Origin of the sequence: Halopseudomonas bauzanensis, from assembly GCF_900114735.1 — a bacterium.
Taxonomy (GTDB): Bacteria; Pseudomonadota; Gammaproteobacteria; order Pseudomonadales; family Pseudomonadaceae; genus Halopseudomonas; species Halopseudomonas bauzanensis.
In genome coordinates this window covers 777,116-800,891 of sequence record NZ_FOUA01000001.1, presented here as the reverse complement: position 1 = coordinate 800,891, position 23,776 = coordinate 777,116, and the positions used below count along the sequence as shown (strand labels likewise).

The 23,776-nt window shown below is 58.6% G+C and carries 21 protein-coding genes and 2 riboswitches; of the genes, 8 read left to right on the top strand and 13 right to left on the bottom strand.

Features of this window, described 5'->3' with window-relative positions; translation table 11 throughout:
* Window positions 1–10: 10 nt before the first annotated feature.
* Genes BM267_RS03765 through BM267_RS03750 form a run of 4 tightly spaced genes read right to left on the bottom strand, consistent with a single transcriptional unit; the run spans window position 11 to window position 2,356 of the window.
* Window positions 11–601 (bottom strand): pilus assembly PilX family protein, encoded by a 591-nt coding sequence (locus BM267_RS03765; RefSeq protein ID WP_074777801.1) that lies wholly within the window; start codon window positions 599–601, stop codon window positions 11–13.
* Complete coding sequence (locus tag BM267_RS03760; protein ID WP_074777803.1) at window positions 598–1,365, bottom strand: prepilin-type N-terminal cleavage/methylation domain-containing protein; 768 nt, start codon at window positions 1,363–1,365, stop codon at window positions 598–600. The genes BM267_RS03765 and BM267_RS03760 overlap by 4 nt, the downstream gene beginning before the upstream one ends.
* A complete protein-coding gene (pilV, locus tag BM267_RS03755; protein WP_074777805.1) occupies window positions 1,362–1,871 on the bottom strand; it encodes a type IV pilus modification protein PilV in 510 nt (169 codons plus the stop codon). Before pilV ends, BM267_RS03760 begins: the two co-directional genes overlap by 4 nt.
* On the bottom strand, window positions 1,868–2,356 hold the full coding sequence (locus BM267_RS03750; RefSeq protein WP_074777807.1) for a GspH/FimT family pseudopilin: 489 nt from the start codon (window positions 2,354–2,356) through the stop codon (window positions 1,868–1,870). The genes pilV and BM267_RS03750 overlap by 4 nt, the downstream gene beginning before the upstream one ends.
* 291 nt (window positions 2,357–2,647) lie before the next feature.
* On the opposite strand from BM267_RS03750, the gene BM267_RS03745 reads away from it, so the two are divergent.
* The 4 genes from BM267_RS03745 to hepT all read left to right on the top strand — a co-directional run bounded on the left by BM267_RS03745 (window position 2,648) and on the right by hepT (window position 6,517).
* Entirely contained in the window at window positions 2,648–4,507 is a 1,860-nt protein-coding gene (locus tag BM267_RS03745; protein ID WP_083392369.1) for a bifunctional metallophosphatase/5'-nucleotidase, read from the top strand.
* A 613-nt stretch (window positions 4,508–5,120) separates the two neighbouring features.
* Window positions 5,121–5,621: a hypothetical protein gene (locus tag BM267_RS03735; protein ID WP_074777811.1), complete on the top strand. Its 501-nt coding sequence runs from the start codon at window positions 5,121–5,123 to the stop codon at window positions 5,619–5,621.
* An 88-nt stretch (window positions 5,622–5,709) separates the two neighbouring features.
* Window positions 5,710–6,102: a type VII toxin-antitoxin system MntA family adenylyltransferase antitoxin gene (gene mntA / locus BM267_RS03730; RefSeq protein ID WP_074777813.1), complete on the top strand. Its 393-nt coding sequence runs from the start codon at window positions 5,710–5,712 to the stop codon at window positions 6,100–6,102.
* Window positions 6,095–6,517, top strand: coding sequence for a type VII toxin-antitoxin system HepT family RNase toxin (gene hepT, locus BM267_RS03725; protein WP_074777815.1), 423 nt, complete (start codon window positions 6,095–6,097; stop codon window positions 6,515–6,517). The genes mntA and hepT overlap by 8 nt, the downstream gene beginning before the upstream one ends.
* Window positions 6,518–6,626: 109 nt before the next feature.
* Here hepT and BM267_RS03720 read toward each other — a convergent pair whose 3' ends face one another.
* Entirely contained in the window at window positions 6,627–7,886 is a 1,260-nt protein-coding gene (locus tag BM267_RS03720; RefSeq protein WP_074777817.1) for a D-amino acid dehydrogenase, read from the bottom strand.
* Window positions 7,887–7,941: 55 nt separating this feature from the next.
* A riboswitch (glycine riboswitch) is annotated at window positions 7,942–8,046 on the bottom strand.
* A riboswitch (glycine riboswitch) is annotated at window positions 8,047–8,142 on the bottom strand.
* Window positions 8,143–8,262: 120 nt separating this feature from the next.
* Window positions 8,263–9,441, bottom strand: a complete 1,179-nt coding sequence (locus BM267_RS03715) for a substrate-binding domain-containing protein (protein WP_235818222.1) — start codon at window positions 9,439–9,441, stop codon at window positions 8,263–8,265.
* Window positions 9,442–9,776: 335 nt separating this feature from the next.
* Between BM267_RS03715 and BM267_RS03710 the strand changes: the two genes are divergently transcribed.
* The gene (locus tag BM267_RS03710; RefSeq protein WP_074777821.1) at window positions 9,777–10,217 is read left to right on the top strand and encodes a YtoQ family protein; all 441 of its coding nucleotides are present in this window, start codon (window positions 9,777–9,779) and stop codon (window positions 10,215–10,217) included.
* A 23-nt stretch (window positions 10,218–10,240) separates the two neighbouring features.
* On the opposite strand, the gene BM267_RS03705 is transcribed toward BM267_RS03710, so the two are convergent.
* On the bottom strand, window positions 10,241–11,347 hold the full coding sequence (locus tag BM267_RS03705; protein WP_074777823.1) for a glutathione S-transferase family protein: 1,107 nt from the start codon (window positions 11,345–11,347) through the stop codon (window positions 10,241–10,243).
* A 247-nt stretch (window positions 11,348–11,594) separates the two neighbouring features.
* On the opposite strand from BM267_RS03705, the gene BM267_RS03700 reads away from it, so the two are divergent.
* Both BM267_RS03700 and BM267_RS03695 read left to right on the top strand, forming a co-directional pair.
* The gene (locus BM267_RS03700) at window positions 11,595–12,335 is read left to right on the top strand and encodes a DUF2889 domain-containing protein (RefSeq protein WP_074777825.1); all 741 of its coding nucleotides are present in this window, start codon (window positions 11,595–11,597) and stop codon (window positions 12,333–12,335) included.
* A gap of 130 nt (window positions 12,336–12,465) precedes the next feature.
* Window positions 12,466–13,779: a serine hydrolase domain-containing protein gene (locus BM267_RS03695; protein ID WP_074777827.1), complete on the top strand. Its 1,314-nt coding sequence runs from the start codon at window positions 12,466–12,468 to the stop codon at window positions 13,777–13,779.
* A 108-nt stretch (window positions 13,780–13,887) separates the two neighbouring features.
* Here BM267_RS03695 and BM267_RS03690 read toward each other — a convergent pair whose 3' ends face one another.
* From BM267_RS03690 to BM267_RS03680, 3 genes are all read right to left on the bottom strand, one after another.
* A complete protein-coding gene (locus BM267_RS03690; RefSeq protein WP_036988457.1) occupies window positions 13,888–15,075 on the bottom strand; it encodes a sugar transporter in 1,188 nt (395 codons plus the stop codon).
* 121 nt (window positions 15,076–15,196) lie between these two features.
* The gene (locus tag BM267_RS03685) at window positions 15,197–16,060 is read right to left on the bottom strand and encodes a LysR family transcriptional regulator (protein WP_036988458.1); all 864 of its coding nucleotides are present in this window, start codon (window positions 16,058–16,060) and stop codon (window positions 15,197–15,199) included.
* A 75-nt stretch (window positions 16,061–16,135) separates the two neighbouring features.
* Window positions 16,136–17,506, bottom strand: coding sequence for a DUF1329 domain-containing protein (locus tag BM267_RS03680; RefSeq protein ID WP_074777829.1), 1,371 nt, complete (start codon window positions 17,504–17,506; stop codon window positions 16,136–16,138).
* A 166-nt stretch (window positions 17,507–17,672) separates the two neighbouring features.
* On the opposite strand from BM267_RS03680, the gene BM267_RS03675 reads away from it, so the two are divergent.
* On the top strand, window positions 17,673–19,466 hold the full coding sequence (locus tag BM267_RS03675; protein WP_074777831.1) for an arylsulfatase: 1,794 nt from the start codon (window positions 17,673–17,675) through the stop codon (window positions 19,464–19,466).
* Here the strand turns inward: BM267_RS03675 and BM267_RS03670 are convergent.
* The 3 genes from BM267_RS03670 to BM267_RS03660 all read right to left on the bottom strand — a co-directional run bounded on the left by BM267_RS03670 (window position 19,405) and on the right by BM267_RS03660 (window position 23,767).
* Complete coding sequence (locus BM267_RS03670; protein WP_074777833.1) at window positions 19,405–20,118, bottom strand: TetR/AcrR family transcriptional regulator; 714 nt, start codon at window positions 20,116–20,118, stop codon at window positions 19,405–19,407. The two genes, BM267_RS03675 and BM267_RS03670, sit on opposite strands and share 62 nt — an antisense overlap.
* Window positions 20,119–20,188: 70 nt before the next feature.
* Entirely contained in the window at window positions 20,189–22,147 is a 1,959-nt protein-coding gene (locus BM267_RS03665; RefSeq protein WP_074777835.1) for an alkyl/aryl-sulfatase, read from the bottom strand.
* Between the two features lie 27 nt (window positions 22,148–22,174).
* Entirely contained in the window at window positions 22,175–23,767 is a 1,593-nt protein-coding gene (locus BM267_RS03660) for a GMC family oxidoreductase (RefSeq protein ID WP_074777837.1), read from the bottom strand.
* Between the last annotated feature and the right edge of the window lie 9 nt (window positions 23,768–23,776).

The following is a 23,776-nucleotide window of genomic DNA, read 5'->3' as shown; positions in this document are numbered from 1 at the left end:
TTGATTCGAATTAGTTGTAGATACGATAAATAGTTGAGCGCAGGCGCACTACGCCATCTCCGTGCGTGGCCTGGCTGTTGATCTCATATCGGAAGGTGCCGACCCCCATCATCATGTTGCCATACTCGGGGTTCTCGCTTTCACCGGCATTTGCTCCGCCGGGTGCTGGTATAGCATACCAATTGATGCTCTCGTCGAACTCGGTGGTGTCATCCGGCGCGTATCGCTTTCTCTTGGCGGCGTCGGTGAAGTCCTGCTGAAACCTGGGATCCTCCAGAAGCAAACATGGATCCTTGAAGTCGGTATTTGCACAGGTAGCGGTGGCGTTCAGCGGCCGTAGGGCCGTCGCCAGACTGTATTCCCCTGGAATTTTGACCTTGGTGCCGATTGTTCGATACTGGCCATCGGTCAGGCCTGCCTCTGCTGCGTTGAACAGCCTTTTATGATCGATGAGGTTGCTGGTGATACGTGAATCCAGAGCAACTTCTCGCATGCTTGTCACTGCGAGAGTGGTGATGATCAACAGGAAAACCAGAGCAACAAGAAGGACGGCCCCGTTCTGTCTGTTAGGGGAGAAAGAACCTTTTTTTTGATTTTTCATTTGGCCAGGTTCCTCAATGCAATTGTATTTTCGGTTGAAAAATAGAGGGCGCGGTCCGGGGCGACGGCCCCGCTTTCGGAATACCATTTATCGCGCCAAGCGCTGTATATTCGACTGTTGTCGTCGGTAAGGTTTTCCGAGCGGCTTTTCAGTAGCGCTGCGTAACGGACAGAGCGTATACGCTCATTGGTAGCCGGCACGTCGGTGAACTTCTGGGTTTCCCTGGTGAGATCATCACTGACCCCAAACATGAGTTTTATATCCATCATGTTGTTGATCAGCGGCACGCCATTGCAATGCAGCGAGTTGCCCGAGATTGTCAGCTCTACCGTAACGGGGGGGGCGTCAGCTTGATACGGGTCTGCCAAGCCAGGGACTACTTCGCCAGAGCAAACAGTGAGCTGGGGAAGAGACGGCTGATACCGAATGCATATGCGTTGGTCTTCCACATCAAAATTGATGACTTCGCCGGCAGCGAACGAGCAATTTGCTGATGCGTTGGGGGCGGCACGAAATGCGTTCTCGAAGCCGTAATCCGCGCTGGCTTGGTAGCCTGTGCGATATAGTTCTTCTTCAAAAAGCATGAGCGCGTAACGAGCATTTTCCAGATTATCGGACTGGCCTTGCTGAAAGGCATAGTTTCTCTTGTTGTTGATATATACCTGGGTAATACCAAGAATAAGCAGCGTGCTAAGTAACAAGGCGACCAGCAGCTCGATCAGAGAGAGCCCGCGGTGCCGATCTATTAGGGAGTTCGCTTTCATATTTGGCTCCTGAACGTAAATGTACAGAGGCTATTCTCGACATCGCCCGCTGTAAGGCAGCCTTCGCCAGTTGCATTCCATGCCAGACGAATTTCCACGGCGGCGCCGTTGTTGTCGCATACGCCCGGCTCATTGGAGATACACGAGACGAAGTTTTCGCCAAGGGAGTCGGCTCCCGGCAGTAGAGTGCGTGCCTTGGTAGCCCAGCAGGCTACTTGGGTTTCCATCAATTTGTTCTCTATGTTGAGACAGGCATCGCTAGTGCTGGCCGGTAGCGAGTCGAACAGGGGCGAGCCATCGGTGCTCAGGAGACTGCTGGGCGTGGCGCGTATAATTTCGAGAAGCTCATTTGCCAGCATGGCTGCCTGGGTGCGCTCCACTGAGTCTTGGGTGTACTGGATCGCCTTGCCCTGCATCGCGACCATGCCCAAGATGCCTACAGCCGTCAGTAGGATGGTTATCAGTACTTCAAGAAGGCTGAAACCGCCGGATCTTGCATGTGTCATAACGTGCAGCTCCCCAGATTGGCGCCGTTGGCTTTCTTGCCCTTGTTATGCAGGGTGGTAGTGCCGCTGCCGGCAATGGTTACGAGCCTTGCGTTATCGACGTTACCGTCGCCGCAGAGCACTGCTTCGAAGCCGGGCACGGTGGTAGTGCCATTAGGGCGGTAGCCGGCGGTGGTGGCGCTGACGTCGAGACTGATGATGGTGGGATCAAAGGATGACGTCCGCAGTAAATCGCCATGCACGCTTGAAGCGAACACTTCAATTTCGCCTTTGCTGGGATCGATGACAACGAAAGTATCTATCTTGCGGATCACTGCTTCACTACGGGCGAACTGAAACAGTGCGTTGAGGGTTTCTGCCTGGGCTTCAGTGCGGTTATCTCTTATAAGTGTGGTGAAGCTTGGCACTGCGATAAGAGCGACGACGGCCAAGATAGTTAGTATCACCATCAACTCTATTAGCGTAAATCCCTTATAACGATTCATCCAGAATCCTCCTTCTAGTCGGTGCACTATATGCTGGCCAGATGGCAAGGGGGTGGCCATGGCGATGACCGGTCATTTCTTATGGATGAAGTGTCTTGCAGAGCGACGGAATACCTTGCGGGCGTGAGGCGCGGTGAAGCGAAAAATAGCTTTCGCTAGAAAGCACTTCTGCAACGACAGCGTTCTAGGCCATAGTCACCGACCTGTAATCAATTGTTTTTTTGACGTCATTGCTGCGTCACGCTGAGCCCATAGTTTGTACGGGAATCCAACTCTCATGGACGCCCCGTCATGCCCAGTATGCAATGGAAAAGCTTCAGCCTTCTGGCAACCTGTATCGCCCTGGCCGCCTGTAACAGCGACAGTGACTCATCCTCCGATAACGCAGACAGCGGCCAGCCGCTGGTGCTGAATATTGCCCATATCAACGACCATCATTCCAATCTGGAGCCGCTCGAGCTGACGCTGCAGCTGGATGGTCAGCCCACGACGGTCGAGGTGGGGGGCTTTCCGCGGATAACCCGTTTGTTCAACGAGGCGGAAGCCGAGCACGCGAATCTGCTCAAGTTGCACGCCGGCGACGCCGTTACCGGATCCCTGTATTACACCTTCTACGAAGGCCGGGCGGATGCCGAGCTGATGAACACGGTGTGTTTTGACGCCTTTGCCCTGGGTAACCACGAGTTTGACGATGGCGACGCTCAACTGAAAGCGTTCTTGGATTATCTGGCCGACGGCAGCTGTAATACCCCCGCACTGGCGGCCAACGTCAAGCCCGCCGTAGGCACGCCGCTGGCCCCATCCGCAGTGGATGACTACATCAAGGCACATGTGGTGACCGAGGTGGATGGTGTTCAGGTGGGCATCGTGGGTATCGATATTGCCGGCAAGACGCAGAACTCATCCCGCCCGTTGCCCACCACGGTATTCGAAGACGAGGTCACTGCCGCCCAGCGCAACATCGACGAGCTGCAGGAGCAGGGCGTCGAGCATATCGTGCTGCTCACGCATCAGGGCTATCAGAATGATGTCGACATGGCTGCCCGGTTGAGTGGGGTGGATGTGATCATCGGCGGTGACTCTCATACGCTGGTCGGGGATTTCCGCAATCTGGGCCTGCAAGGCCCCGGCGAGACGCCGCTGGCTTATCCGACTGTGGTGACCAACCGTGATGGCGAGATGGTCTGCATCGGACAAGCCTGGGAATACACCAAGGTGTTCGGTCTGATGACTGTCAACTTCAATGCCGAGGGTGCGGTGGAAAGCTGTGGTGGTCAGGCGTCGCTGGTTATCGGCGACGAGTTCCAGCGCGATGGCGCGCCCTTGAACGAGACGGAAACAGCGGCGCTGCTGCAGGTGCTCGCCGAGCAGCCGGAAGTAGCAGTGGCCCAGCCGGACCCGGATGCCCAGAGTATTCTCGACCGTTATCAGGCTCAACTGGACTCTGCCCGGCAGGAGCAGATTGGTTCTGCCGAGGTTCCCTTCTGTCTGGTGCGAGTGCCAGGTACCACTCGCAGTGGCGGGGTTCCCGGTTGTGAGATGGCAGATCAGCTGGCCCAGGGCAGCGACGCGGCGCAGTTGGTGGCCGAGGCCTTCCTTGAAGCCAGCAAGCGGGCTGACTTCTCCCTGCAGAACGCCGGTGGTGTGAGAACACCCATGGCGGCAGGTGTCATCACCTTCGATACTGCTGCTACCATGCTGCCGTTCACCAACGTGCTGGTCGAGCTGGATATAACTGGTGCGGAGACGGTTGCCGCCCTGGAAGATGCCGTGTGGAGCCATGTGGAAAATGGCGGTGGTGACGGTTCACATCCTTACGCTGCAGCGCTGCGCTGGGATCTGGATATGTCGCAGCCACGCGGTAGCCGCTTCAGCAACGTCGAAGTGAAAGGTGCGGATGGCTTGTGGGCACCCATCAACCCGACCCAGACCTACGTCATGGTCACCAATGATTTTCTCGGTGAAGGGCGCGATGGGTATCTAACTCTGGGCGAGGTGACCGCAGATGGCCGGTCGATCAACACCGGCTTGTTATACACGCAGAGCCTGGTGGATTATCTGAAGGCCCGTCCCTCGGTTGGCACCATCCCGCGGGACGAGTATTCCCATCAGCGGGTGATTACTGTCAGCGGCACTGAGCTGATTTACTGATACGGTAACCGGCTTGGGTGGCAAGTTGATACGTCATCCAACCGCTATAAAGCGCCAGCGAGACCTCACCAGTCTCGCTGTTTTGTTGGTAAACATGTGTCATTTGGCCCGGTTGCGGCTCAATCCCGTTTAGTCAAAGTGGTTAAGACATTAGGCGTGGCTGCGTCACCCGGTAAACTGTGACAGCGCGCTCATTATCAGGACGTTACCAGCGTAGCGGCAAGACAATTGAAACGACTATCGGTAGGGTTCCTTGAGATTATCGGAAAGGAGTCTGCTTGTGCGATGCCCTCCCATACATGGGCTACGGTTTGACCAGAGCGATATCGCTGCATTGAGGCATCTCAGAGGTTTACCAAGAAGCCGTAAGCTGCTGGAAACCGCCCTCCCAACCGGCGTCATGGCTACGATTTTTCTAGGTAATAACGCTGCCCAGGTGGGGCATAATATCGCCAGTACTGATTGGTACATGCTAGCCCAAGCCATGGCCTCGGTTTCTGCGATTGAACGGAATGTTTTTATCCAAACTGCTCGCTTGCAGCAATTGAGCGGATCGACGCATGAGCAACGTCTTTTCTGGCGAGCGGTCGAAGACGGCTGTCAAGGGTTTTGAATGAAAAAACTAATTGCATTATCAATCGTGACCTTTGGATTGCTATGTTCTGGGGCCTCTGCCGAAGGCTCTTTGGCGTTCGTGTATCTGGAAGAAAAAGTCGCCGTTTATGAACGTCGACTTCAAGAATGTCTGCTCATGGGCCGTAACGCTAGTTTACCCTCCGAGTCAGTGCTGACAGCGTTGAAAGCCTACCCTCAAAAGGATATGGAAGGGTTCCTGCTCGTCCGGGCTACACTGGCTGAGGAAAAATGTTCTTCCACGGAGCTGGGTGAACTGGCTGCCGCGCTGCTTGTTATCGAGGCAGGTGAGAGCCCAGTTCCCGAGGATGCGGCTACTTTGGTTGAGCAAATCAAGCCAGCTGCTTTTCCTTCTACCCGATGGGCGTTGCAACGGCATTACTTGTCTTTACCGGCCGAGATGAGGGTTCACTTGGAAGGTTTTGAAGTATTCCAACGTCCATTCAATTCGCTTCTGATCAGAGAATATCTGTTCGATTAACGTGGCCCCAGCCACGGTTTCCGCACTGCCTACGAATCTGGTTGTATTGTCTTGCGCAGACAACCAGAATTGAGTGCAAGGAGCCGATATGAACCTACAACCGATTCTTGATGCCCTACGCAAGGCCATCCCCAGCCTGTCAGCGCTGTATCTTTTTGGTAGTCAGGCCAGTGGCGATGCCGGACCTGAAAGCGATCTGGATCTGGCCATTCTGGCAGACTCGCCACCGGATGCCGTTGCCCTGTGGGAGCTGTCAGGTCAACTGGCAACGATGGCTGGTTGTTCTGTGGACTTGGTCAACCTGAGGGCTGCATCGACCGTGATGCAATACCGTATTCTTACCACGGGCAAGCGAGTCTGGGTTCGAGATAGCGACGTCTCGTTGTATGAGAGTTTTATACTCAGCGACAAGACCTCACTGGATGAAGCGCGCGCAGATCTTTTGAAAGACATTCGCCGCACGGGGACCATTTATGGCTGATGATGTATTGATCAACAAGGCCGCGACCATCGAACGCTGTGTGACACGTGCGCGGGAGGAGTACGAGAAAGGGCCGGAGAGTTTTGCCTCGGACCACACCCGTCAGGATGCTGCGATATTGAATATCCAGCGAGCCTGCGAGGCTGCTCTGGATATGGGACAATATCTGATCCGCCGTGAGCGTCTGGGGGTGCCTCAGAGTTCGCGTGATGTGTTTGCGCTATTGGACGGTGCCGGCTGGATTGACACGGGCTTGGTCAAGCCACTGCAGAATATGGTCGGTTTTCGCAACATTGCCGTGCATGACTACCAGACGTTGCAAATACCCATCGTAGTGGCCGTGATAACCCAGCACCTGACTGATTTCACCGAGTACAGCCGCCAGTTGTTGTTACGTGATTCGGGTAAGAGTTAAGGGAAGTAAGTTCCGTTCTGTCAGAGCGAGTTGAGTAGGCTCTCATGTGCCGCCGAGCAGCTATAAAGCGACAGCGAGACCTCACCAGTCTCGCTGTCTTGCCCCGGGTTTACGCGTGAGCCGGCTGCGGGGAAGCAACCTTCGCATTACTTCCCAACGCCTGTTCCACCACCCCACCAATCATATCCGCCGTAACGGCGCTCAGTGTCCAACCCAAATGGCCATGCCCGGTGTTGTAGAACACGCAGGGCGACTTGCCGCGCCCGACCTTGGGCATCATGTTCGGCATCATCGGGCGTAAGCCGGCCCAGGGCACGACACTGCGGGTGTTGACGCCGGGGAAGCATTCATTCACCCAATCCACCAGCGGACGAATGCGGTCGGCGCGAATGTCGCGGTTGTAGCCATTGAACTCGGCGGTGCCGGCCACGCGGAAGCGGTCATTGCCCAGGCGGCTGGTGACCAGTTTGGTTTCATCGTCGAGCAAGCTGACGGTGGGTGCTGAGGCGCGGCTGATCTCGTCGGTGAGGTTGACGGTGATGGAGTAGCCTTTGACCGGGTAGATGTTTACCCTGTCGCCCAGCTGGGCGGCCAGGTCGCGGCTGGCGGTACCAGCGCAGACCACTACGCCGTCAAAATGCTGCGTCTCATCGCCGGCATTGCTGGTCGTGGTCACGCTGGCGCGTTTGCCGTCGGTGGCGACCGCTTTCACGTCCTGGTTGTAAAGGCAACGCACGCCGAGCCGATCGATAGCCGCCGCCAGGCCGTTGGTGAACTTGTGGATGTCGCCAGTGGAGTCGCATTCGGTGAAATAACCGCCGTAATACTGGCCGGCCAGGGTGGGCTCGATGCTGCGCATTTCTTCGGGCGTTACGCTGCGGCGGGGTAGGCCCCCTTTGGCCAGCAACTGGGATACCCGTCCGGCGTGGTCGAAACCTGCCTTGTCGCGGTAAATGTGCAGGATGCCTTTTTTCTTCAGGTCGAAGTCGATGCCTTCCGCTTCAGCCCAGGCAAACAAATGCTCACGCGCGGCTACTGCCAGGCGTGCGGTTTCGATGGTGTTCTGGTTGTAGCTGGGGATCGAGGCGATGAATTCGGCGAACCAGGAAAGCTTGTGCCAGCTGGGCTTGGGGTTGACCAGTAGCGGTGCATCGCTCTTGAGCATCCATTTCAGGCCCTTGACGATGGTCGACCAGTGGTTCCAGACCTCGGCATTGGAGGCTGACAACTGGCCGCCATTGGCGAAGGAAGTTTCCATGGCGGCGTAGCGGTGTTTTTCGAACAGGGTAACGGCGAAGCCGCGTTTGCTCAGGGCGTAGGCGGTGGTGATACCGGTGATCCCGCCACCAACGACAGCGATTGTTTTCATTGTTGTAGCTCCAGTAACGTCAGGGGATTGAGGCCCGTGCGCACCATGCGCGGCGAGCGCCCCCTCTGTTCTGGACCTGAGAGTTTCACGGCGGCGCCATGCGCTGCCGCTTGCTCCTTCGGTGCGCCCGACGACGTAACGGGCGGCTCTTCAGAGTTTACCGGTGATAGCGGTCCGTTTGCCTGAGAGTTTCCGGGGCGGTTGCTCCTTCGGCGCTGCGGCGGATCAAGCCGGCAGTCTCTCCCGATATCACATTGACCCGCCCCGGGTGCGCAATCTGGCGACGCGGTGCGGAGTCATGGGCGCTACATTGCCAGAAAATGCAATCGTTGTAACCCTGATTATGCGCGGTTCTGCCAACTTGATGCCGGGCGGCTCAGTACACCCAGAGTTCCACGCGCCGGTTCTTGTTTCGACCATCATCATGGGTATTGGCAGCCACCGGCAGGTCATCGCCGATGCCCATAACGTCCTTGACGAAGATGCCGCGGCCGGCCAGCGCGGCGCTGACCGTTCTGGCTCGCAAGCGCGACAGTAGTTCGGCGCCTCTGCTTCTTGGGTCGCCAAAGCCTACCAGGACCACCTTGTACTCGGTCTTGTTTTCAGTCTGCAGATATTCGAGCAGGCGGTCGATGTCCTGCCAGGCCTTGTTATCCAGTCGGGCGCTGCCTTCACTGAAGCGGATATTGACCGACAGGCGGTGCGCTTCTTCGGCCAGTTTGCGGTAGTCGTCCGGCATATAGGGCTGCGGCGCGATCCGAGCGGCTGTGATGTTCTGGCCGACAAAGCCCACCTGGTCCACGATATCCTGCCCGGCCTTGCTCTGGGTGAAGGCAATTAACCCCAGTGCCAGCGGGTTGGTTTCCTCGGGGCTGATGTACATATACAGCCGGCGGGCCAGTGGGTAATCCTCTGTGGCTACCAGCGCTTTGCTGGGGTACATGGGGCGGGAGTCACCAGCGGTGATGGACAGCGCCTTGGCTTCCTGTATATAGGCCAGGCCAACAAAGCCGACAGCATTGCGATCACTGCTGACGGCCCGGGACAGGTCTGCGTTGGATTCGTAGCGGTGGGCATCTGCGAGCAGATCCACCTGATTGGGTTTCAGCACCAGATCCCTGAAGGTCTCCCAGGTCCCCGAGTTACCGTCCCTGGCGTGTACCTTGATTTTACCCTGGCGCCCGCCTAGCTGCGCCCAATCGGAGACCTGGCCGGAAAATATCCGGGCAATCTGTTCGACATTGAGGCTATCGAGCGGGTTTTCCGGGTGCATGATGACCGCCAGGCCATCCAGGCCGATGACCTGCTCTGCTTCCTTGCTGAGCATGTTTCCGGCATTTTTCAGTGCTGTGACTTCACTGTCCTTGATCGGCCGGGACGATGCTGCGATCTGCCCTGTGCGGTCGATCAGCCCGGTAAAGCCTGTGGTAGAGCCATGTGCGTTCAGACTGATTTCGATCGATTCGCCCTGAGCGCTGACGGCGGTGATGCGGTGTTCCTGCGGTTCGGCATCGAGCTGTATATCAATATCCGTAGCGCCTGACTCTTTCAACATGCCTTCAACCAGCAGGGGTGCCAACTGAGCGCCTATGGTGTTGGAGCCATTGATCTGTAGTTGCAGTGGTGCGGCGATGCTTGGAAAAGAAAGGCAGACAAGCCCGGCAAGCGATAACTTTACTAATCGGGCTCGCAGCCCTGAGGTGGTTTTCAACGTGTAACTCCCTGTAATGGCGGAACAGCCCTCCACTGGATGGAGGTTTGCTGATAGATGATGCCCTGCGTCTGTTAAGAAATTTTTGCGCCGTGCGAATAATGGATTCACAAGCAGGCCGCTGTTTTGCCTTTGCCGGTGCCTCTGGTATGGTCGGGCCTTTTGCTAGCGGAGGCTCCATGTCCTTTTACGTTTATCTTTCCGGCGAAATTCATACCGATTGGCGCGATGAGATTCAGCGCGGCGCTGAGGCCAAGGGCCTGGATGTCGTTTTCACTTCGGCGGTGATCAATCACGACGCCAGCGACGCGGCGGGTGACCATCTGGGTGCGGAAGACAATGCCTTCTGGCGCGACCACAAATCAGCCAAGGTCAACGCGATCCGCACCAAGACGTTGATCGAGCAGAGCGATCTGGTGGTGGTGCGCTTTGGAGATAAATACAAGCAGTGGAATGCCGCCTTCGATGCCGGTTACTGCGCTGCGCTGGGTACACCCTACGTCACCCTGCATGCCGAGGACATTGTCCACCCGCTGAAAGAAGTTGATGCTGCGGCGATGGCCTGGGCGACGACCACGGAGCAGGTGGTGGAGATTCTGGCTTACGTGCTGAAAGGCTGAAAGTCATCGGCAAACGGGGCAGCTTACTGCCCCGATTCTGTATGGCGCTTCAGTTTGTTATTCCGCCGCTGTAACCGAACGGACAACGGAGTGGCGAGAGCATGGATCTGCGCGTCGTTAAGTATCGCAGTTATCCCCGCGCGATGATCGCCAGTGAGTTCGCCATAGAAATCATGGGCGCGCTGCCACATCCATAGGTTATACGGAAACACCAGTCGCTCTTCCTCCATGTCACCCAGCCGATAGCGCAGCGTACCGATAGCGCGGGGAATATCCTCGGCGTCGGGGTTGGCCTCGGTCCATTCTTTCAGTTGCCGAGCGGTTTCCAGCAGTACGGGTACCTGTTCATCGAACATCCGGTTGATGATGGGCAATAGCGTTTCCGGTACCTGATCATTCGGCAGAAAGCCGCCGTCATGGCTGCTTGCGTCCGGACTGATCATGCGCTCAACCCAGCACGCTACCTGCGGCGCGCGCTCGCGCATCAAGCATCCGGAAGCAGGGTCGCGATAGAGGTGGGCATACAGGGGGCCAATCAGGCCGAAGTCGCCGATGCAGGGCTGATCGCCGAGTAGATAGTCATGATCGCTGAAGTGGATGTTCAGTTCATCGAGCAGCGACAGATAACTTTGCTCGATGGCAGCGCGGGAATGATCGGTGATGCCCAGACGGGGTAGGGCGCCGGCAAAGGGGCCGGATGCCTCCAGTCCAGCGGCATATTGCTCTTCCGCGCTGGCGCCGGGCAGGCGAGTGCGACCGAATTCCTGAATGGCAAACTCGCGGTTTTCCTCGATCTTCCAGCGATAGAGCATGGCGGGATTAACCAGCCATTCATCACCGTAAACTTCCAGCAGCAGCGCAACCAGCCGCTGACAAGGACCGGCTGGGTACACTGACCTGTTTGAGAAATGATGTTCCAGATGGTCGATGATTTCGGTGGAGTCCTGAATTACCTGGTCATCCGGCGTCACCAGCACCGGAATATAACGCACCCCGGTTCGGGGAATGATCAACTCCTTGAAAATCTGCGGCGTGGACAAAACTTCTTCAAAGCTGATGCCCTTGAATTGCAGATAGCAGCGTACCTTGCCGGTATAAAGTGAAACTGGCGCGCCGATCAGTTTATGCATGCTTGTTCTCCGTGATGTCTGCATGGATTGTCGGTTACTCGGCAGTGCTGAACCAGACCCGAATGAGTGATTGTATAGATAGAAACACGCCAGAAGACGACCGAAGCTGTAGGGATTGTTCTGTTTTTGTAAGGTATTGATGTGGCGAATCAGCCTTCTGGACTAGTCGATAAACGGGTAGGCTGTCTATGACTGAGACATTCTGGGCGACAATGCCGACCAATAAAAACAGACATTGAGGCGTGCCATGCAAGAGCTGGACTCCCCCCACGTTTTCTTCCGCCGGGTGATTTTTGATGCAAGCCCGACCGAATGCCGGGTTGCCATGGAGGATGAGCACCATTATTTCGTGTTACAGCTGGGTCACGATGGTGAGTGCATCACCTCAGTGGCCAGCACCGCCCGACGTACGCCCTGGACCCTCTGCCCTGAGGCAGAGCGGCAACTGCAGGCCTTCGTTGGTCAGCCCCTGCGCCAACGCATCGCCATCAACCTGCCGGATATCGACAGCAAGCAGCAATGCACGCATCAATATGACCTGCTGATGGTGGCCCTCTCCCAGGCACTGCGACCGGGGAGGCGGGAATACGTCGCCAAGGTGGTCGGCGCGATGCACGAGTACCGTCACGCCCAGCTCTGGCTGGATGATGAAAAATTACTCGACTGGCGCCTGCGTGGCACGGTAATCGACAGCGAGGATCAGTGTAATCAACAAGACCTGCGCAGCGTCATGCCGTGGGCGGACGAGCACCTGGATGACCAGATGCTGGAAGCCCTGTTCGTACAGCGACGGGCGGTGATGGTGGCGGCGAGCAAGGGGTTTGACCTGGACCTGATCCCCAACGCGGGGGTAGCCATGCGGGCACGCGCTGGGGCTTGTTTTGTGTTTCAGCCGGAGCGGGCGGCGCAGGCGGTGCGGGTGATAGGGAGTACGCGGCAGGATGTAAGGGGGACGGGGGATCTGTTGGTGGGATGGAGTGGCGTCTGAGTTCGCTCCTTCGCATAGCTCTTCAATCAGCCGATATTCACGAGTCGAATGTAATCACTGGCGTTGGTAGTAGCGTGTTTACTTGGATAGTCTCTGAGAAAGAAAAATAATTAATTAAACGAGTTACGTCATGAAAAAATCAGCGATATTGGGGGTGACATTGACCACTGTATTATTGTCTGCACAGGGTATTGCAGCCGACCTGCCCGATCCCAAGTCAGTACGTACCGACCACCTGCAATTGATGCAGGGCTTCCCGCCAGCCGCCGATAAGCAGATAACCCAGGCGGGTTTCATGCGGCCTTACCCCAATCCGCGGTGGAGTTTCCATCATGCGCGGGAGCTGTTTCCTTCGCGGCGGGTGGCGCGTGGTCATGAAGCTGTTTCCGTGTTGCCGCAGGCCGAGGGGATGGAGCAGCAGATTGCCGATCTGACTTTCACCGGCCCTGATGGTGAACAGATGAGCTTCGGGCAATATCTGGATTCGACCTATGTTGATGGCGTGCTGATCATGCAGCACGGCAAGGTCCTGTTTGAGCGCTATCAAGCGGGCGTGCCCGAGGATGAGCCGCATATTCTCTGGTCGGTGACCAAGTCCTTTGTGGGGCTGCTGGCTACACAGTTGATCGAAGAAGGCGAGCTGGATCCTGCGGCGCTGGTCACGGGCTATCTGCCAGAGCTGGAAAACAGCGGTTGGCGTGGGGCGACGGTGCAGCAGGTGCTGGATATGACTGCGGATATCGATTACAGCGAGGTTTATGCTGATCGCAATTCCGATGTAGTCAAGTATTCGCTGGCCGCGGGTATGGGGCCGGTGCCCCATGACTACCCGGGCGCGCGGGACCTGTACAGTTATCTGCCCACCATTGCTGCCGGTGTGGATGAACATGGGCAATCGTTTCGCTATCGCACCACCCACACCGAGGTGCTGGGCTGGATTCTGCGGCGGGTGACTGGCATGTCCACCGCTGCGTTGATTGAGCAACGTCTGTGGCGCAAGCTGGGGACTGAAGAGGATGCGTATATGCTGCTCGACTCCAAGGGGGCCGAGTGGGCGGGCGCGGGTCTGAACGTGACGTTGCGGGATCTGGCGCGGTTTGCGGAGATGGTCAGGCTGGGCGGTGAATTCAACGGCCAGCAGATCATCAGCGCCGCGGCAATCGAAAAGATCCGTGAGGGTGGCGACCGGGATAAGTTCAAGGCGGCCGGCCGCGATTTCCAGCCGGGGTATTCCTATCGCAACCAGTGGTGGATCAGCCACAACCCGGATGGCGCCTTTGAAGCGCTGGGTGTGCATGGCCAGATGATCCACATCAACCCGACGGTGGGGATGGTGATGGTGCGGCTGTCCTCGCATCCGATTGCCAGCAGTGCGCAGACGATGCCGTTGAGTATTCCGGCTTTGGCGGCGTTGGCGGACTTGTTGCGAGGGCGGGAGGAGTAGGTTAGGACGTAGAACCTGGGCTCGCTCGACCTTCCAAGGTCTTGCGTATTCTGAAAGGCAAAGGGCGTCGGCAGCGCTGGGCCGCCGGCGCCAAAAATCCGCGTCGGCTTATGCCGCCTGGGTCACCGGCATCTGCGGCGGCAGGCGCCACAGGGCGGTGAGGCAGATGAGCAGGCCGCCGAGGCCCAGCACGCCGCCGACCAAGCCGACATTTGCCAGGCCCATATGCGTGGTCACCTGGCTGCCAAGCAGCGCGCCAGCGCCGATGCCCAGATTGTACAGGCCGGAAAACAGCGACATGGCCACATCAGTAGCATCCGAGGCGATGCGCAGAACGCGGGATTGCAATGCCAGCGTCAATCCGAGAATAGCCGCACCCCATACGAAGCACAGAATACCCAGGGTCCAGATATTCGTGGCCGACGCCAACAGCAGCAACAGGCAGAAGGTCAGGGCGAACATGCTGCCGACCAGCACGCTGCGCGGATAGAAGGGGCTGCAGCGACTGAAGATCAGCGCGCCGAACAGACCGGCACCACCGAATACCAGCAGCAACCCGGTGATCTGGTTGCCGAACAGACCGGCAATGTCCCGGGCAAAGGGTTCTATGTAGCTGTAGGCGGTGAACTGGGCGGTTACACAGATGACTACCAGGCCATAGACCACCATCAGTGCCGGGCGCTTGATCAATACCGGCAGGCTGCTGAGCGAACCGCTGTTCTGGCTCGGCAGCAACGGCAGCATGCGCGCCAGGGCGACCATGGTCAGCAGGGCGATCATGGCGACGCCCAGGAAGGTGACTCGCCAGCCGACCATTTCACCGACCAGTCGACCCAACGGGATGCCCAGCACCATGGCCAGGGTGGTGCCTGTGGCTAGCAGTCCCAGGGCTTGCGCTTCCCGTCCCGGCGGGGCGACGCGAACCGCCAGCGAAGCGGTGATACTCCAGAACACGGCATGGGCCAGGGCAATCCCGACGCGGCTGATCACCAGCACCTCGTAGCTCCAGGCCACGAATGACAGCAGATGGCTGATGATGAACAGAATGAAGACTCCCATCAGCAGCCGGCGACGCTCGATATTGCGCGTCAGCAGCATCAGCGGCAGCGACATCAGTGCGACCAGCCAGGCGTAGATGGTGAGGATCAGGCCGACCTGTTCGGGTTGCATCCCGAAGCTGGCGCCGATGTCGCTGAGCAGCGCCACCGGGGCGAATTCGGTGGTATTGAATATGAATGCAGCCAGGGCCAGCGCAACAACGCTGAGCCAGCTGCCCTGGTGGGCGGTATTCGACATTGTCATGAAAAGCAGAACCAGATGGGGAAGGAGGCCGGCGGGCTAGAGGGAGTTAGCCTGCTGCGGGCGAGGCGTATTCTAGGTCTGTTATTGGCTCATCGCAAGCTGCGGCAAGCCAGGTTCAGATCATCGGATCCCAGCGCTGGGACCAATCCTGATTGGTATGGGCGAGGGAGCGCAGCAGTTTCAGCGCCTGGTCGAGGATGGCCGATTCCCGCTGGCGCGAATACACCAGATAAGTCGGAAAGCTGAACTCCGGCGCCATGTTGACCGGCTCCAACAAACCATTGTCGATATAGCTCTGGACAACCCGACTGCGGAAGTAGCCCGAGCCGCCGGCTTCAAGGATGTATTGCAATGCCAGCGGGCCCAGGTTGAAGGCGACCGGGGCGCGGGCCTTGTCGGGCAGGGCGGCGTCGTGCTGGCGCCGGAAGCCTTCGCCCCAGTCGATGTAGACGTAGGGCTCCGGCTGGCCGGGCAGGCTCACCTGGATGAGCTTTTCTTCCAGCAGTTCTTCCACCTGCAGGCCGGGCAGGTACTCCGGTTGATACACCAGCGCCGCATCCAGCGAGCCCTGTTCGACGCGTTGCATAAGGGTGCTGCTGTCGCCGATCTCGGCGCGCACCGAATGTTCTGGAATTTCCCGGCGCAGCGCACGCACCCAATCCAGAATCAGTGGCGTACACAGACTGGCCTCACCACCAATGTGCAGCACATCACTGAAACCTTTCAGCAGCGGCAGGTCGCGCTGGGCATTGTCCCAGGCCTGGATCATCTGCGTGGCATGGGTAATGAACGCCTCGCCGTCGACCGTCAGCCTGGCGCCGGAGCGGTTGCGGATGAATAGGGTGCAGTTGAGCTGGCTTTCCAGGCTCTGGATGCGCGAGGTGATGGCAGCCTGGGTGACATGCAACCGCTCCGCTGCCGCGACAAAGCTGCCGCAGCGGACGATCTCCAGAAAGGTGCGGGCCAGACTGATATCCATGTGCCGATTCCCGGGATGAAAGGAGCCTATTCTAGCAAGTCGGCGGATCATCCGGGGAATACGACCCCCGGTCGATCAGCGTACGCCGGCAGCGCGCAAGGCAGCAGGGGTAAATTGGTTGTAAGTGGGCGGTGTGCCGTCGAGTTGTGGGGCAGAGGCTTCCTCGGTGTACATGCCAAGGGCTATGTAGCGGCCGGCAATAATGTCATACAGGGTTTCCAGGGCATAACCGGGAATCTGGTACTGGTAATTGAAGCTGAGGTGTCCTTCAGCCACACGCCATAGCGCGCCCCGGCCATCATAGTGATCCGCCAGGCCAATCATCCATGAATCCTCGTCGATGAAGAAATTTCGCTGGCTGTAGATGTGCCGCTGTCCGTCCTTCACGTTGCCCTGTACTTCCCAGACGCGATGCAGCTCGAAGCGCGCATGCTCCGGATTGATGTGTCCGGCCTTGATGACGTCTGCGTATTTCAGGCCCGGAGTGGTCAGTTTGGCGGAGTTATACGGAAGATAGACTTCCTTCTTGCCGACCAGCGTCCAGTTGTACCGGTCGGGTGCGCCGTTATACATGGAGAAGTTGTCCACGGTACGCATGCCATCGGAGGCGCTGCCCGGGCCATCATAAGACACCTGCGGAGCGCGGCGTACACGCCGCTGGCCGGCATTGTAAACCCAGGCCATGCGCGGCTCTTTCAGCTGATCCAGCGTATCGTGAACCAGCAGGACATTACCGGCCAGGCGCGCGGGTGCGTTGATCTGCTGCTTGAAGAACAGCAGGGTGTTGGGCATGGTCGTGGGGTCGATATCCGGCATCTGTTCGGGGTAGCCGATATTCTCTTCCAGCTTGATCAAGGTGTACGAACCGTTGGTTTGCGGCATCACCTGCATGTACCAGCGGTGCGCATTCAAACGATAGCGGGTCATATGGTTCCAGATCACTTCGCCACCTGACTTGGGCAGCGGAAATATGAAAGACGAGCCCGGCCTGACGTTTTCCACACCGTCGCCACCATTCAGCAACCTGGCCTGTCCGGCGGTCTCTTTGACCTGATCGTAGACCGCCTGCGGGTAACCGACGGTACGTCTGGACGGATAGATGGGCATGCGGAAGGAGTCGGGATAGCGCTCGAACAGCGCCACCTGACCGGGTGTCAGTTGGTCTTTATATTGCTGGTAGTTGCTCGCGGTGATCACAAACTCGGACTGTTCATCCTGGAAGGGGTTTTCCAGGAAGTGATTGGGCAGAGGTTGGCCCGCGTCCTGCGGCAACCCGCCCGTCCACTCCGGGATGGTGCCGTCAGCATTGCCGGCCTTTTCCGCACCAATGGGGGTAAGGTTGGTGCTCAGCTGATCTATCTCCGACTGGCTGAGGCTCTGGGCTGCTGCCCCGGTCGCCAGCATGCTCAGGGCAACGCCGTAGAGCCGCGCTTTTGTCTTATGCATTTCTTTCTCCAATTGCTGTTGTTTTTGGACTTGCGTTGGAGCCTTGATCAAGCACTTGCAGCTATCCGCCGAGCGGGTTGGTCAGCCGGCTTGTTTACAAAGTAGAGTAATTGCTCTATATAATCAAGAACACGGATAACAACTACGACAGACGAGATCGCACACCATGCTCAGACTTCCTCCCCTGGCCCTGCTGTTGGGCACGCTTGCGTTGCTCGCGCCGCTATACGGTCAGGCTGACACCCGCCCCAATATTCTGTTGATCGTCGCCGACGACATGGGGTTTTCCGATCCTGGCGTCTACGGCGGTGAGATCAGTACACCGAATATCGATACCTTGGCTGCCGAAGGTATCCAGTTCAGCAACTTCAACGTGGCCGCGACCTGCTCCCCGACGCGGGCGATGCTGATGACCGGCGTGACCAGCCACAAGGTCGGCATGGGCAACATGAAGGAGATCATGGCCGACAACCAGAAAGGCCAGCCCGGTTACGAAACCTGGCTCAATGATCAGGCCGTGACCTTGCCGACCCTGCTGCGAGATGCCGGCTACCGCACTTATATGGCCGGCAAATGGCATCTGGGCTCACGGCCGGAGAGCTTGCCCAACGCCAGGGGATTTGATCGTTCGGTGGCCCTGCTTGAAAGCGGGGCTGACAACTGGGAAGCCAAGCACTACCTGCCCGCCGGCACGGCGACCTGGGTTGAAGATGGTCAGCCGATCAGTCTGCCGGATGATTTCTATTCGTCGTTCTACTATGCCGACAAGCTGATCGAATACCTGAGCAGTGAGCAGGGCAGTGAGAAGCCATTTTTTGCCTACCTCGCATTCCAGGCCGTGCACGCGCCGCATCATGCGCCCGAAGCCTATGTGGAAAAATACGCCGATACCTACCAGGGTGGCTGGGATGTGCTTCGCCAGCAGCGCTATGAACGGCTGACCGCCATGGGATTGCTGCCCCGCACTGCCGAGTCGGTCATCAGCAACGACTGGGGCACTTTTTATGATACCCAGCCAATCGACTGGGACGGCCTCAGCGACGAAGAGCGCGCCTATCGCGCCCGGCAGATGGCGGTCTACGCAGGCATGGCCGAAGCCATGGACGAAAGCATCGGCCGGGTCATCAGTCACCTCAAGGCCAGTGGCGATTATGACAACACGCTGATTGTCTTCATGAGCGACAATGGCGCCGAGTCCACGGTACTGACCGAAATAGCGCCGCTGTTCTACCGCTTGCGCTACGATCAGGACTATGCGGACCTGGGCCGCCCCGGCAGCTGGAGCGAATATGGTCCCGGTTGGGGCTATGCCGCCAACACGCCGTTCTACTCCTACAAGGGCTCGCCTTTCAATGGCGGGCTGCGGGTGCCGATGATCGTGCGGTATCCGGGGGTGATCGAGCCGGGCTCGCGCACCTCAGCCTTCGGTTATGTGACTGATATCGCCCCCACGCTGCTGGAGCTGAGTAACACCGCGGTGCCGGACGGTGAGTATCAGGGACGCGAGGTGCATCGCATCATGGGCACCAGCATGGCGCCGCTACTGCGTGGAGAGAGTGACCGCATTCATGCAGACGACGAGGTGGTTGTCTACGAACTGGCCGGCGGCATAGCCATCTGGCAGGGCGACTATAAACTGGTGGTATCGAATTCCAGCGCCATTGCTTCACGTGCCGGCATGCTGTTGTTCAACATGCAGGATGATCCACTGGAGCGTAACGACCTGTCAGCTCAGCAGCCCGAACGTGTCGCTGCGCTGATGGAGGCTTATCACAGTTTCGTGGCCGAGCATGGGCTCGTCGAGGTGCCGGAGGACTACAACGCCTGGGAACAGCTGAACCGCAACGCCCGTGAACAGTTGCTTGACCGTCATGGCCACCAGCTGCTGCTGGGTGCGGTCATTCTGGTGCTGCTGCTTGGCTGGTGGCTGCGGACGCGACTGCGTCGTCGCCGTCGCTGATCTCTCCCAGCGGCACATAGAGGCGGTCGCGCAGGGCGCTGACCGCCTCTTGGTACTCGGGTGCCACATACCCTTCTTCCAGAACCAGTATCTGATAGATGCCGCGGCGCATGAGCTGCTCATCCAGATCGGACTGGATACCCCGGGTGGTCGTCAGAAACTGCATCCAGGAACTCAGCACGATCCACACATTGATACTCAGGGACTCCGCCTGCTGCGGGCTCAGCAACAGGATGCCCGCGTCGGCAAAGGCCTGATAGATGTGCTGGGTGCTGCGCAAGCTGCGCTGGGCGAACTGCCGATAGCGGGTGGCCAGTTCGGGGTCGGCTTCGAGCAGGTATTCCAGGCCCTGATGCATGAAGCGAAACTGCCACAGCAGGTCCAGCAGGCTTTCCAGATACCAAGCCTTGTCTTCCAGGGTGACGCTGGCCTCTGCTGGCAAGGTAAAGAAAACCTCCATCTTGCTTTCGAACTCGTTGAAGAGTTCGGCAACGATCATGGGTTTGTTGCGAAAGTGGTAATAGAGGTTGCCGGGTGACATGCCCAGGTGGCTGGCGATGTGGTTGGTGGTAATGTTGCGCTCGCCCTGGGTATTGAACAGGTGCAGGCTGGCTTGCAGGATACGGTCGCGGGTGCTTGGCTTTGCAGCCATAGTCAGGTCTCTCATTGTTTCGCTGGGCAGCTCCCCTCAGTCACTGGAGAAGTGACCGAGGGGCTGTCGCTTAGTCGGTGATCGGCTCGATCAGCGCGAAGTCCGGGGTGAAGTTATCCATCAGGCTCAGCAACTCGAGAAAGACTTGCGGATTGCCTTCGATGCGGATATCTCCGGACTTGATGGCCGCTGGAAAGCTGTTCTGTTGCGTCAGGATAGCATTGAGCGTTGCCCGGGTCATAGTGATGCTGGCGTCGGCATCCGGCGCGCTGCGCTCGGGCAGCCAGGTCAGCGTGGCGTTCTGCAGGTTGAGGCGGAACTGTTCGTCCGTGTCAGTGAAGCTCCAGTTCAGTAGCATCTGCTTGCCTTCGGCCCTGGGACCATTCAGGCGTACGCCGAGCAGATCGAAGAACATGCCGGAGTCCAGCGCCTGCAGCAGATCGGTGGCAATGGCACCGGCAGACTGTTGTGCCGTCCCGTTGCGCAACTCCATGGCACCGGACAGGTAGACATTGCGCCAGGGGCCGGATTCGGCCTGGTAGCCGAGTTGTTCAAGCGCTGCGGCATTCAGTTGCCGGGCAGCCTGATTATCCGGTTCGGCGAACACCGCCTGGCTCATGACCGAGGCTACCCAGCGGTACTCGCCGCGGTCGAAGTCCTGCCGGGCGCGGGAAACTACCTGCTCGATACCACCCATGTACTCCATGGCCTTGCGTGCTGCTTCCTGCGTCGGCAGAGGGTTGAGGTTGGCCGGGTTGGCGTCATACCAGCCCAGGTACTTCTGGTAAATGGCGCGGGCGTTATGGCGCAGGGTGCCGTAATAGTCGCGGGCGATCCATTCCTTCGCCAGGCTGGCGGGCAGCGTGAGCTGCTCGGCAATTTCGTCGGGGCGGTAGCCCTGGTTCATCAGCCGTACGCTCTGGTCGTGAATGAACTTGTACAGATCGCGTTGCACGGCGAGAAAGTGCCGGGCATCGTCCTGATTCCAGACCGGCCAGTGGTGCTGGGCCATCAGAATGTCGGTGCGCGGCCCGTATTTCTCCAGAACCTCATCGATATAGCGTGACCAGAGGCTGGCGTCGCGCACTTCGGCGCCGCGCAGGGTATAGATATTGTGCAGCTGATGAGAGGTGACTTCGGCGGTGTTGAGCACCCTGGCTGCGGGAAAATACATCATCATCTCCGCGGGTGCTTCACTGCCCTGGGCCAGGTGAAATTCGACCTCGACCCCGTCGATCACCTTGGTTCCATTGGCGGTAATGATGTCGGTGGGCGGAATGAGTGCCAGCGCGCCATGGCTCAGTGCCTTGCCCAGGCCATTGTCGACATGCCCGGTAGCGCTGGCGTCCAGTTCGGTACCGTACATGTACATGGCGCGACGGGTCATGGCGTTGCCGGCAATCACGTTCTCGCTTACCGCGTGCTCCATGAAGCCTTCTGGCGCGTAGATGCGCACGCGCTGCTGTTGGATGTCCTCATCGCTGACGATGCCGCGCACCCCGGCAAAATGATCCACATGGCTGTGGGTGTTCACCGCCACCACCGGTTTGCTGGGGCGGTGTTCGAGATAGAGGTTCAGGGCGGCTCTGGCGGTGGTGGGCGACAGCAGTGGGTCGATGATGATCAGCCCGGTCTGACCTTCGATGACGGTCATGTTGGCCAGATCCATGCCGCGAATCTGGTAGATCCCGTCGGTGACCTTGAACAACCCATGGATGCCATTCAGTTGAGCCTGACGCCACAGGCTGGGGTTCACCGTGTCTGGAGCTTCTCCTTCAACGAAGGCATAGGCGCTCATATCCCAGGCGGTGCTGCCATCCGGATTGCGTAGCGGGCCGTCTGCCGGGGCGGCGATAAAACCGCGGTGGGCATCTTCGAAGGCCTTGCGGTCACTGAAGTCCAGTTGCTGCAATACGGCTGCGTTGGCCTCTACGGTGGTGGGTTCTGCTGGTTGGCCATTGGCAGATGCGATAAGTGGCAGGCACAGGCTGGCAGCCAGCAAGCCTATGGCATAACGTTGTTTGTTCATTATTGTTCTCCGTTTTCAAGAGTGCAGCTAACCGGCTAACCGCTCGGCGAGCAGGCTGGATAACCTGGCTGTCAGCCCATAGATCGACAGCTGCGGGTTGGCGCCGATGCTGGTAGGGAACAGCGAGCCGTCGTGAATCGACAGGTTCTCCAGCTGGTGGTGCCGGCCAAGGCTGTCGGTGACGGCGCGACTGGCGTCTTCACCCATGGCGCAGCCACCCATGACATGGGCACTGCCTAGACGGGCCTTGAAGCGGCGCAGGTCGAGCGCATCGATCATCTCCCGCGCCTCGGCCAAGTTGCTTGCCGGGCGAGCATCATTGTGCACCGGTGTCACGGTGCGGGCGCCGGCGGCAAACTGGATCTCGGCCATGCTCTGATAGGTGCGCCGCACGGCCTCCCAGGTGTAATCGGTCAACTGGTAATCCAGCACCGGGGAACCATCGCTGCGCAGCTGCACTTCACCTTGTGAACTGTCCGGGTGAAAGCCATCGCGCAGCAGGGCAATCATCATGTTGGCGTTGGGCAGCTGTTGCATCAGCTCGCTATTGACCACGCCAGTGCCGCCCAGGACCGTGGCGCTGAAGCCGGGCTGCATGGGCGGCACCTCCAGTTTGTAGCCCATCGGGCCGGTGGCACCGTCCTGCCACTGGAAATGGTCGGAATAAATGGACTGGGGAGCGCCATAGAAGGGATTGATCTGCTGATCGAACTGCGCCCAGGAAAAGGTCGTGAGGTGCAGGAAGGTGCGCTTGCCGAGAATGCCATGCGGATCGGGCGCTTCGGAGCGCAGCAGCAAACCTGGGGTATTAATGCTGCCGCCGGCCAGGATGTAATGCCGGGCATGAACCTGGATCCGCCGACCGGTCGGCGCGACGCAGCGCTCATCCATGGCTACGCACTCGAGCCCGGTTACACGACCACCGTCCAGTTGCAGACGCTCGGCCCGGGCGAGATAGATCAGCTCGCCGCCATTATCCAGCAGCGCCGGGATGCTGGTGACCAGCATGGACTGCTTGGCGTTGGTTGGGCAGCCGAGGCCGCAATAGCCAAGATTCCAGCAGCCGCGCACGTTGCGTGGGATGACCTGCCAATGCAGTCCGAGCTTCTCGCAACCACGGCGCAGCACGTCGTTGTTGGCATTGGGCGGCATGGCCCAGGGGCTGATGCCCAGGCGCTCTTCGATGCGAGCGAACCAGGGTGCCAGCTCTTCTACGCTGTGCCCAAGTACTTCATGCTCACTGGCCCAATGCGCCAGGGTGGGCTCGGGCGTGCGGAAGCAGGACGTCCAGTTGACCAGGGTAGTGCCGCCGACGGCACGGCCCTGCAGGATGGTAATGGCGCCGTCCTTCGACATGCGCCCCAGCCCTTCCTGATACAGGTCGGGGTAGGCCTCATGTTCCTGCAGCTTGAAATCACTGCTGGTGAACAGGCCGCCTTCCTCTATCAGCAAGACCTTGAATCCAGCCGCGCTGAGTATTTCCGCGCTGGTGGCACCGCCGGCGCCGCTGCCGACGATGGCGATATCCGCTTCCAGGGTCAGGTCTTGCTCCAGTTGTGCAGCGTTGGTCACTTTCCAGTCGCGCTTGAGTCCTTCGGTGAACAGATCCGGAATGGGCATGCAGGGGCT

Excerpts from the sequence above, each read along its gene's own strand:
- BM267_RS03765 (WP_074777801.1), bottom strand. The coding sequence starts at position 601 with ATGAAAAATCAAAAAAAAGGTTCTTTCTCCCCTAACAGACAGAACGGG.
- BM267_RS03760 (WP_074777803.1), bottom strand. The coding sequence starts at position 1,365 with ATGAAAGCGAACTCCCTAATAGATCGGCACCGCGGGCTCTCTCTGATC.
- pilV (WP_074777805.1), bottom strand. The coding sequence starts at position 1,871 with ATGACACATGCAAGATCCGGCGGTTTCAGCCTTCTTGAAGTACTGATA.
- BM267_RS03750 (WP_074777807.1), bottom strand. The coding sequence starts at position 2,356 with ATGAATCGTTATAAGGGATTTACGCTAATAGAGTTGATGGTGATACTA.
- BM267_RS03745 (WP_083392369.1), top strand. The coding sequence starts at position 2,648 with ATGCCCAGTATGCAATGGAAAAGCTTCAGCCTTCTGGCAACCTGTATC.
- BM267_RS03735 (WP_074777811.1), top strand. The coding sequence starts at position 5,121 with ATGAAAAAACTAATTGCATTATCAATCGTGACCTTTGGATTGCTATGT.
- mntA (WP_074777813.1), top strand. The coding sequence starts at position 5,710 with ATGAACCTACAACCGATTCTTGATGCCCTACGCAAGGCCATCCCCAGC.
- hepT (WP_074777815.1), top strand. The coding sequence starts at position 6,095 with ATGGCTGATGATGTATTGATCAACAAGGCCGCGACCATCGAACGCTGT.
- BM267_RS03720 (WP_074777817.1), bottom strand. The coding sequence starts at position 7,886 with ATGAAAACAATCGCTGTCGTTGGTGGCGGGATCACCGGTATCACCACC.
- BM267_RS03715 (WP_235818222.1), bottom strand. The coding sequence starts at position 9,441 with ATGTTGAAAGAGTCAGGCGCTACGGATATTGATATACAGCTCGATGCC.
- BM267_RS03710 (WP_074777821.1), top strand. The coding sequence starts at position 9,777 with ATGTCCTTTTACGTTTATCTTTCCGGCGAAATTCATACCGATTGGCGC.
- BM267_RS03705 (WP_074777823.1), bottom strand. The coding sequence starts at position 11,347 with ATGCATAAACTGATCGGCGCGCCAGTTTCACTTTATACCGGCAAGGTA.
- BM267_RS03700 (WP_074777825.1), top strand. The coding sequence starts at position 11,595 with ATGCAAGAGCTGGACTCCCCCCACGTTTTCTTCCGCCGGGTGATTTTT.
- BM267_RS03695 (WP_074777827.1), top strand. The coding sequence starts at position 12,466 with ATGAAAAAATCAGCGATATTGGGGGTGACATTGACCACTGTATTATTG.
- BM267_RS03690 (WP_036988457.1), bottom strand. The coding sequence starts at position 15,075 with ATGTCGAATACCGCCCACCAGGGCAGCTGGCTCAGCGTTGTTGCGCTG.
- BM267_RS03685 (WP_036988458.1), bottom strand. The coding sequence starts at position 16,060 with ATGGATATCAGTCTGGCCCGCACCTTTCTGGAGATCGTCCGCTGCGGC.
- BM267_RS03680 (WP_074777829.1), bottom strand. The coding sequence starts at position 17,506 with ATGCATAAGACAAAAGCGCGGCTCTACGGCGTTGCCCTGAGCATGCTG.
- BM267_RS03675 (WP_074777831.1), top strand. The coding sequence starts at position 17,673 with ATGCTCAGACTTCCTCCCCTGGCCCTGCTGTTGGGCACGCTTGCGTTG.
- BM267_RS03670 (WP_074777833.1), bottom strand. The coding sequence starts at position 20,118 with ATGGCTGCAAAGCCAAGCACCCGCGACCGTATCCTGCAAGCCAGCCTG.
- BM267_RS03665 (WP_074777835.1), bottom strand. The coding sequence starts at position 22,147 with ATGAACAAACAACGTTATGCCATAGGCTTGCTGGCTGCCAGCCTGTGC.
- BM267_RS03660 (WP_074777837.1), bottom strand. The coding sequence starts at position 23,767 with ATGCCCATTCCGGATCTGTTCACCGAAGGACTCAAGCGCGACTGGAAA.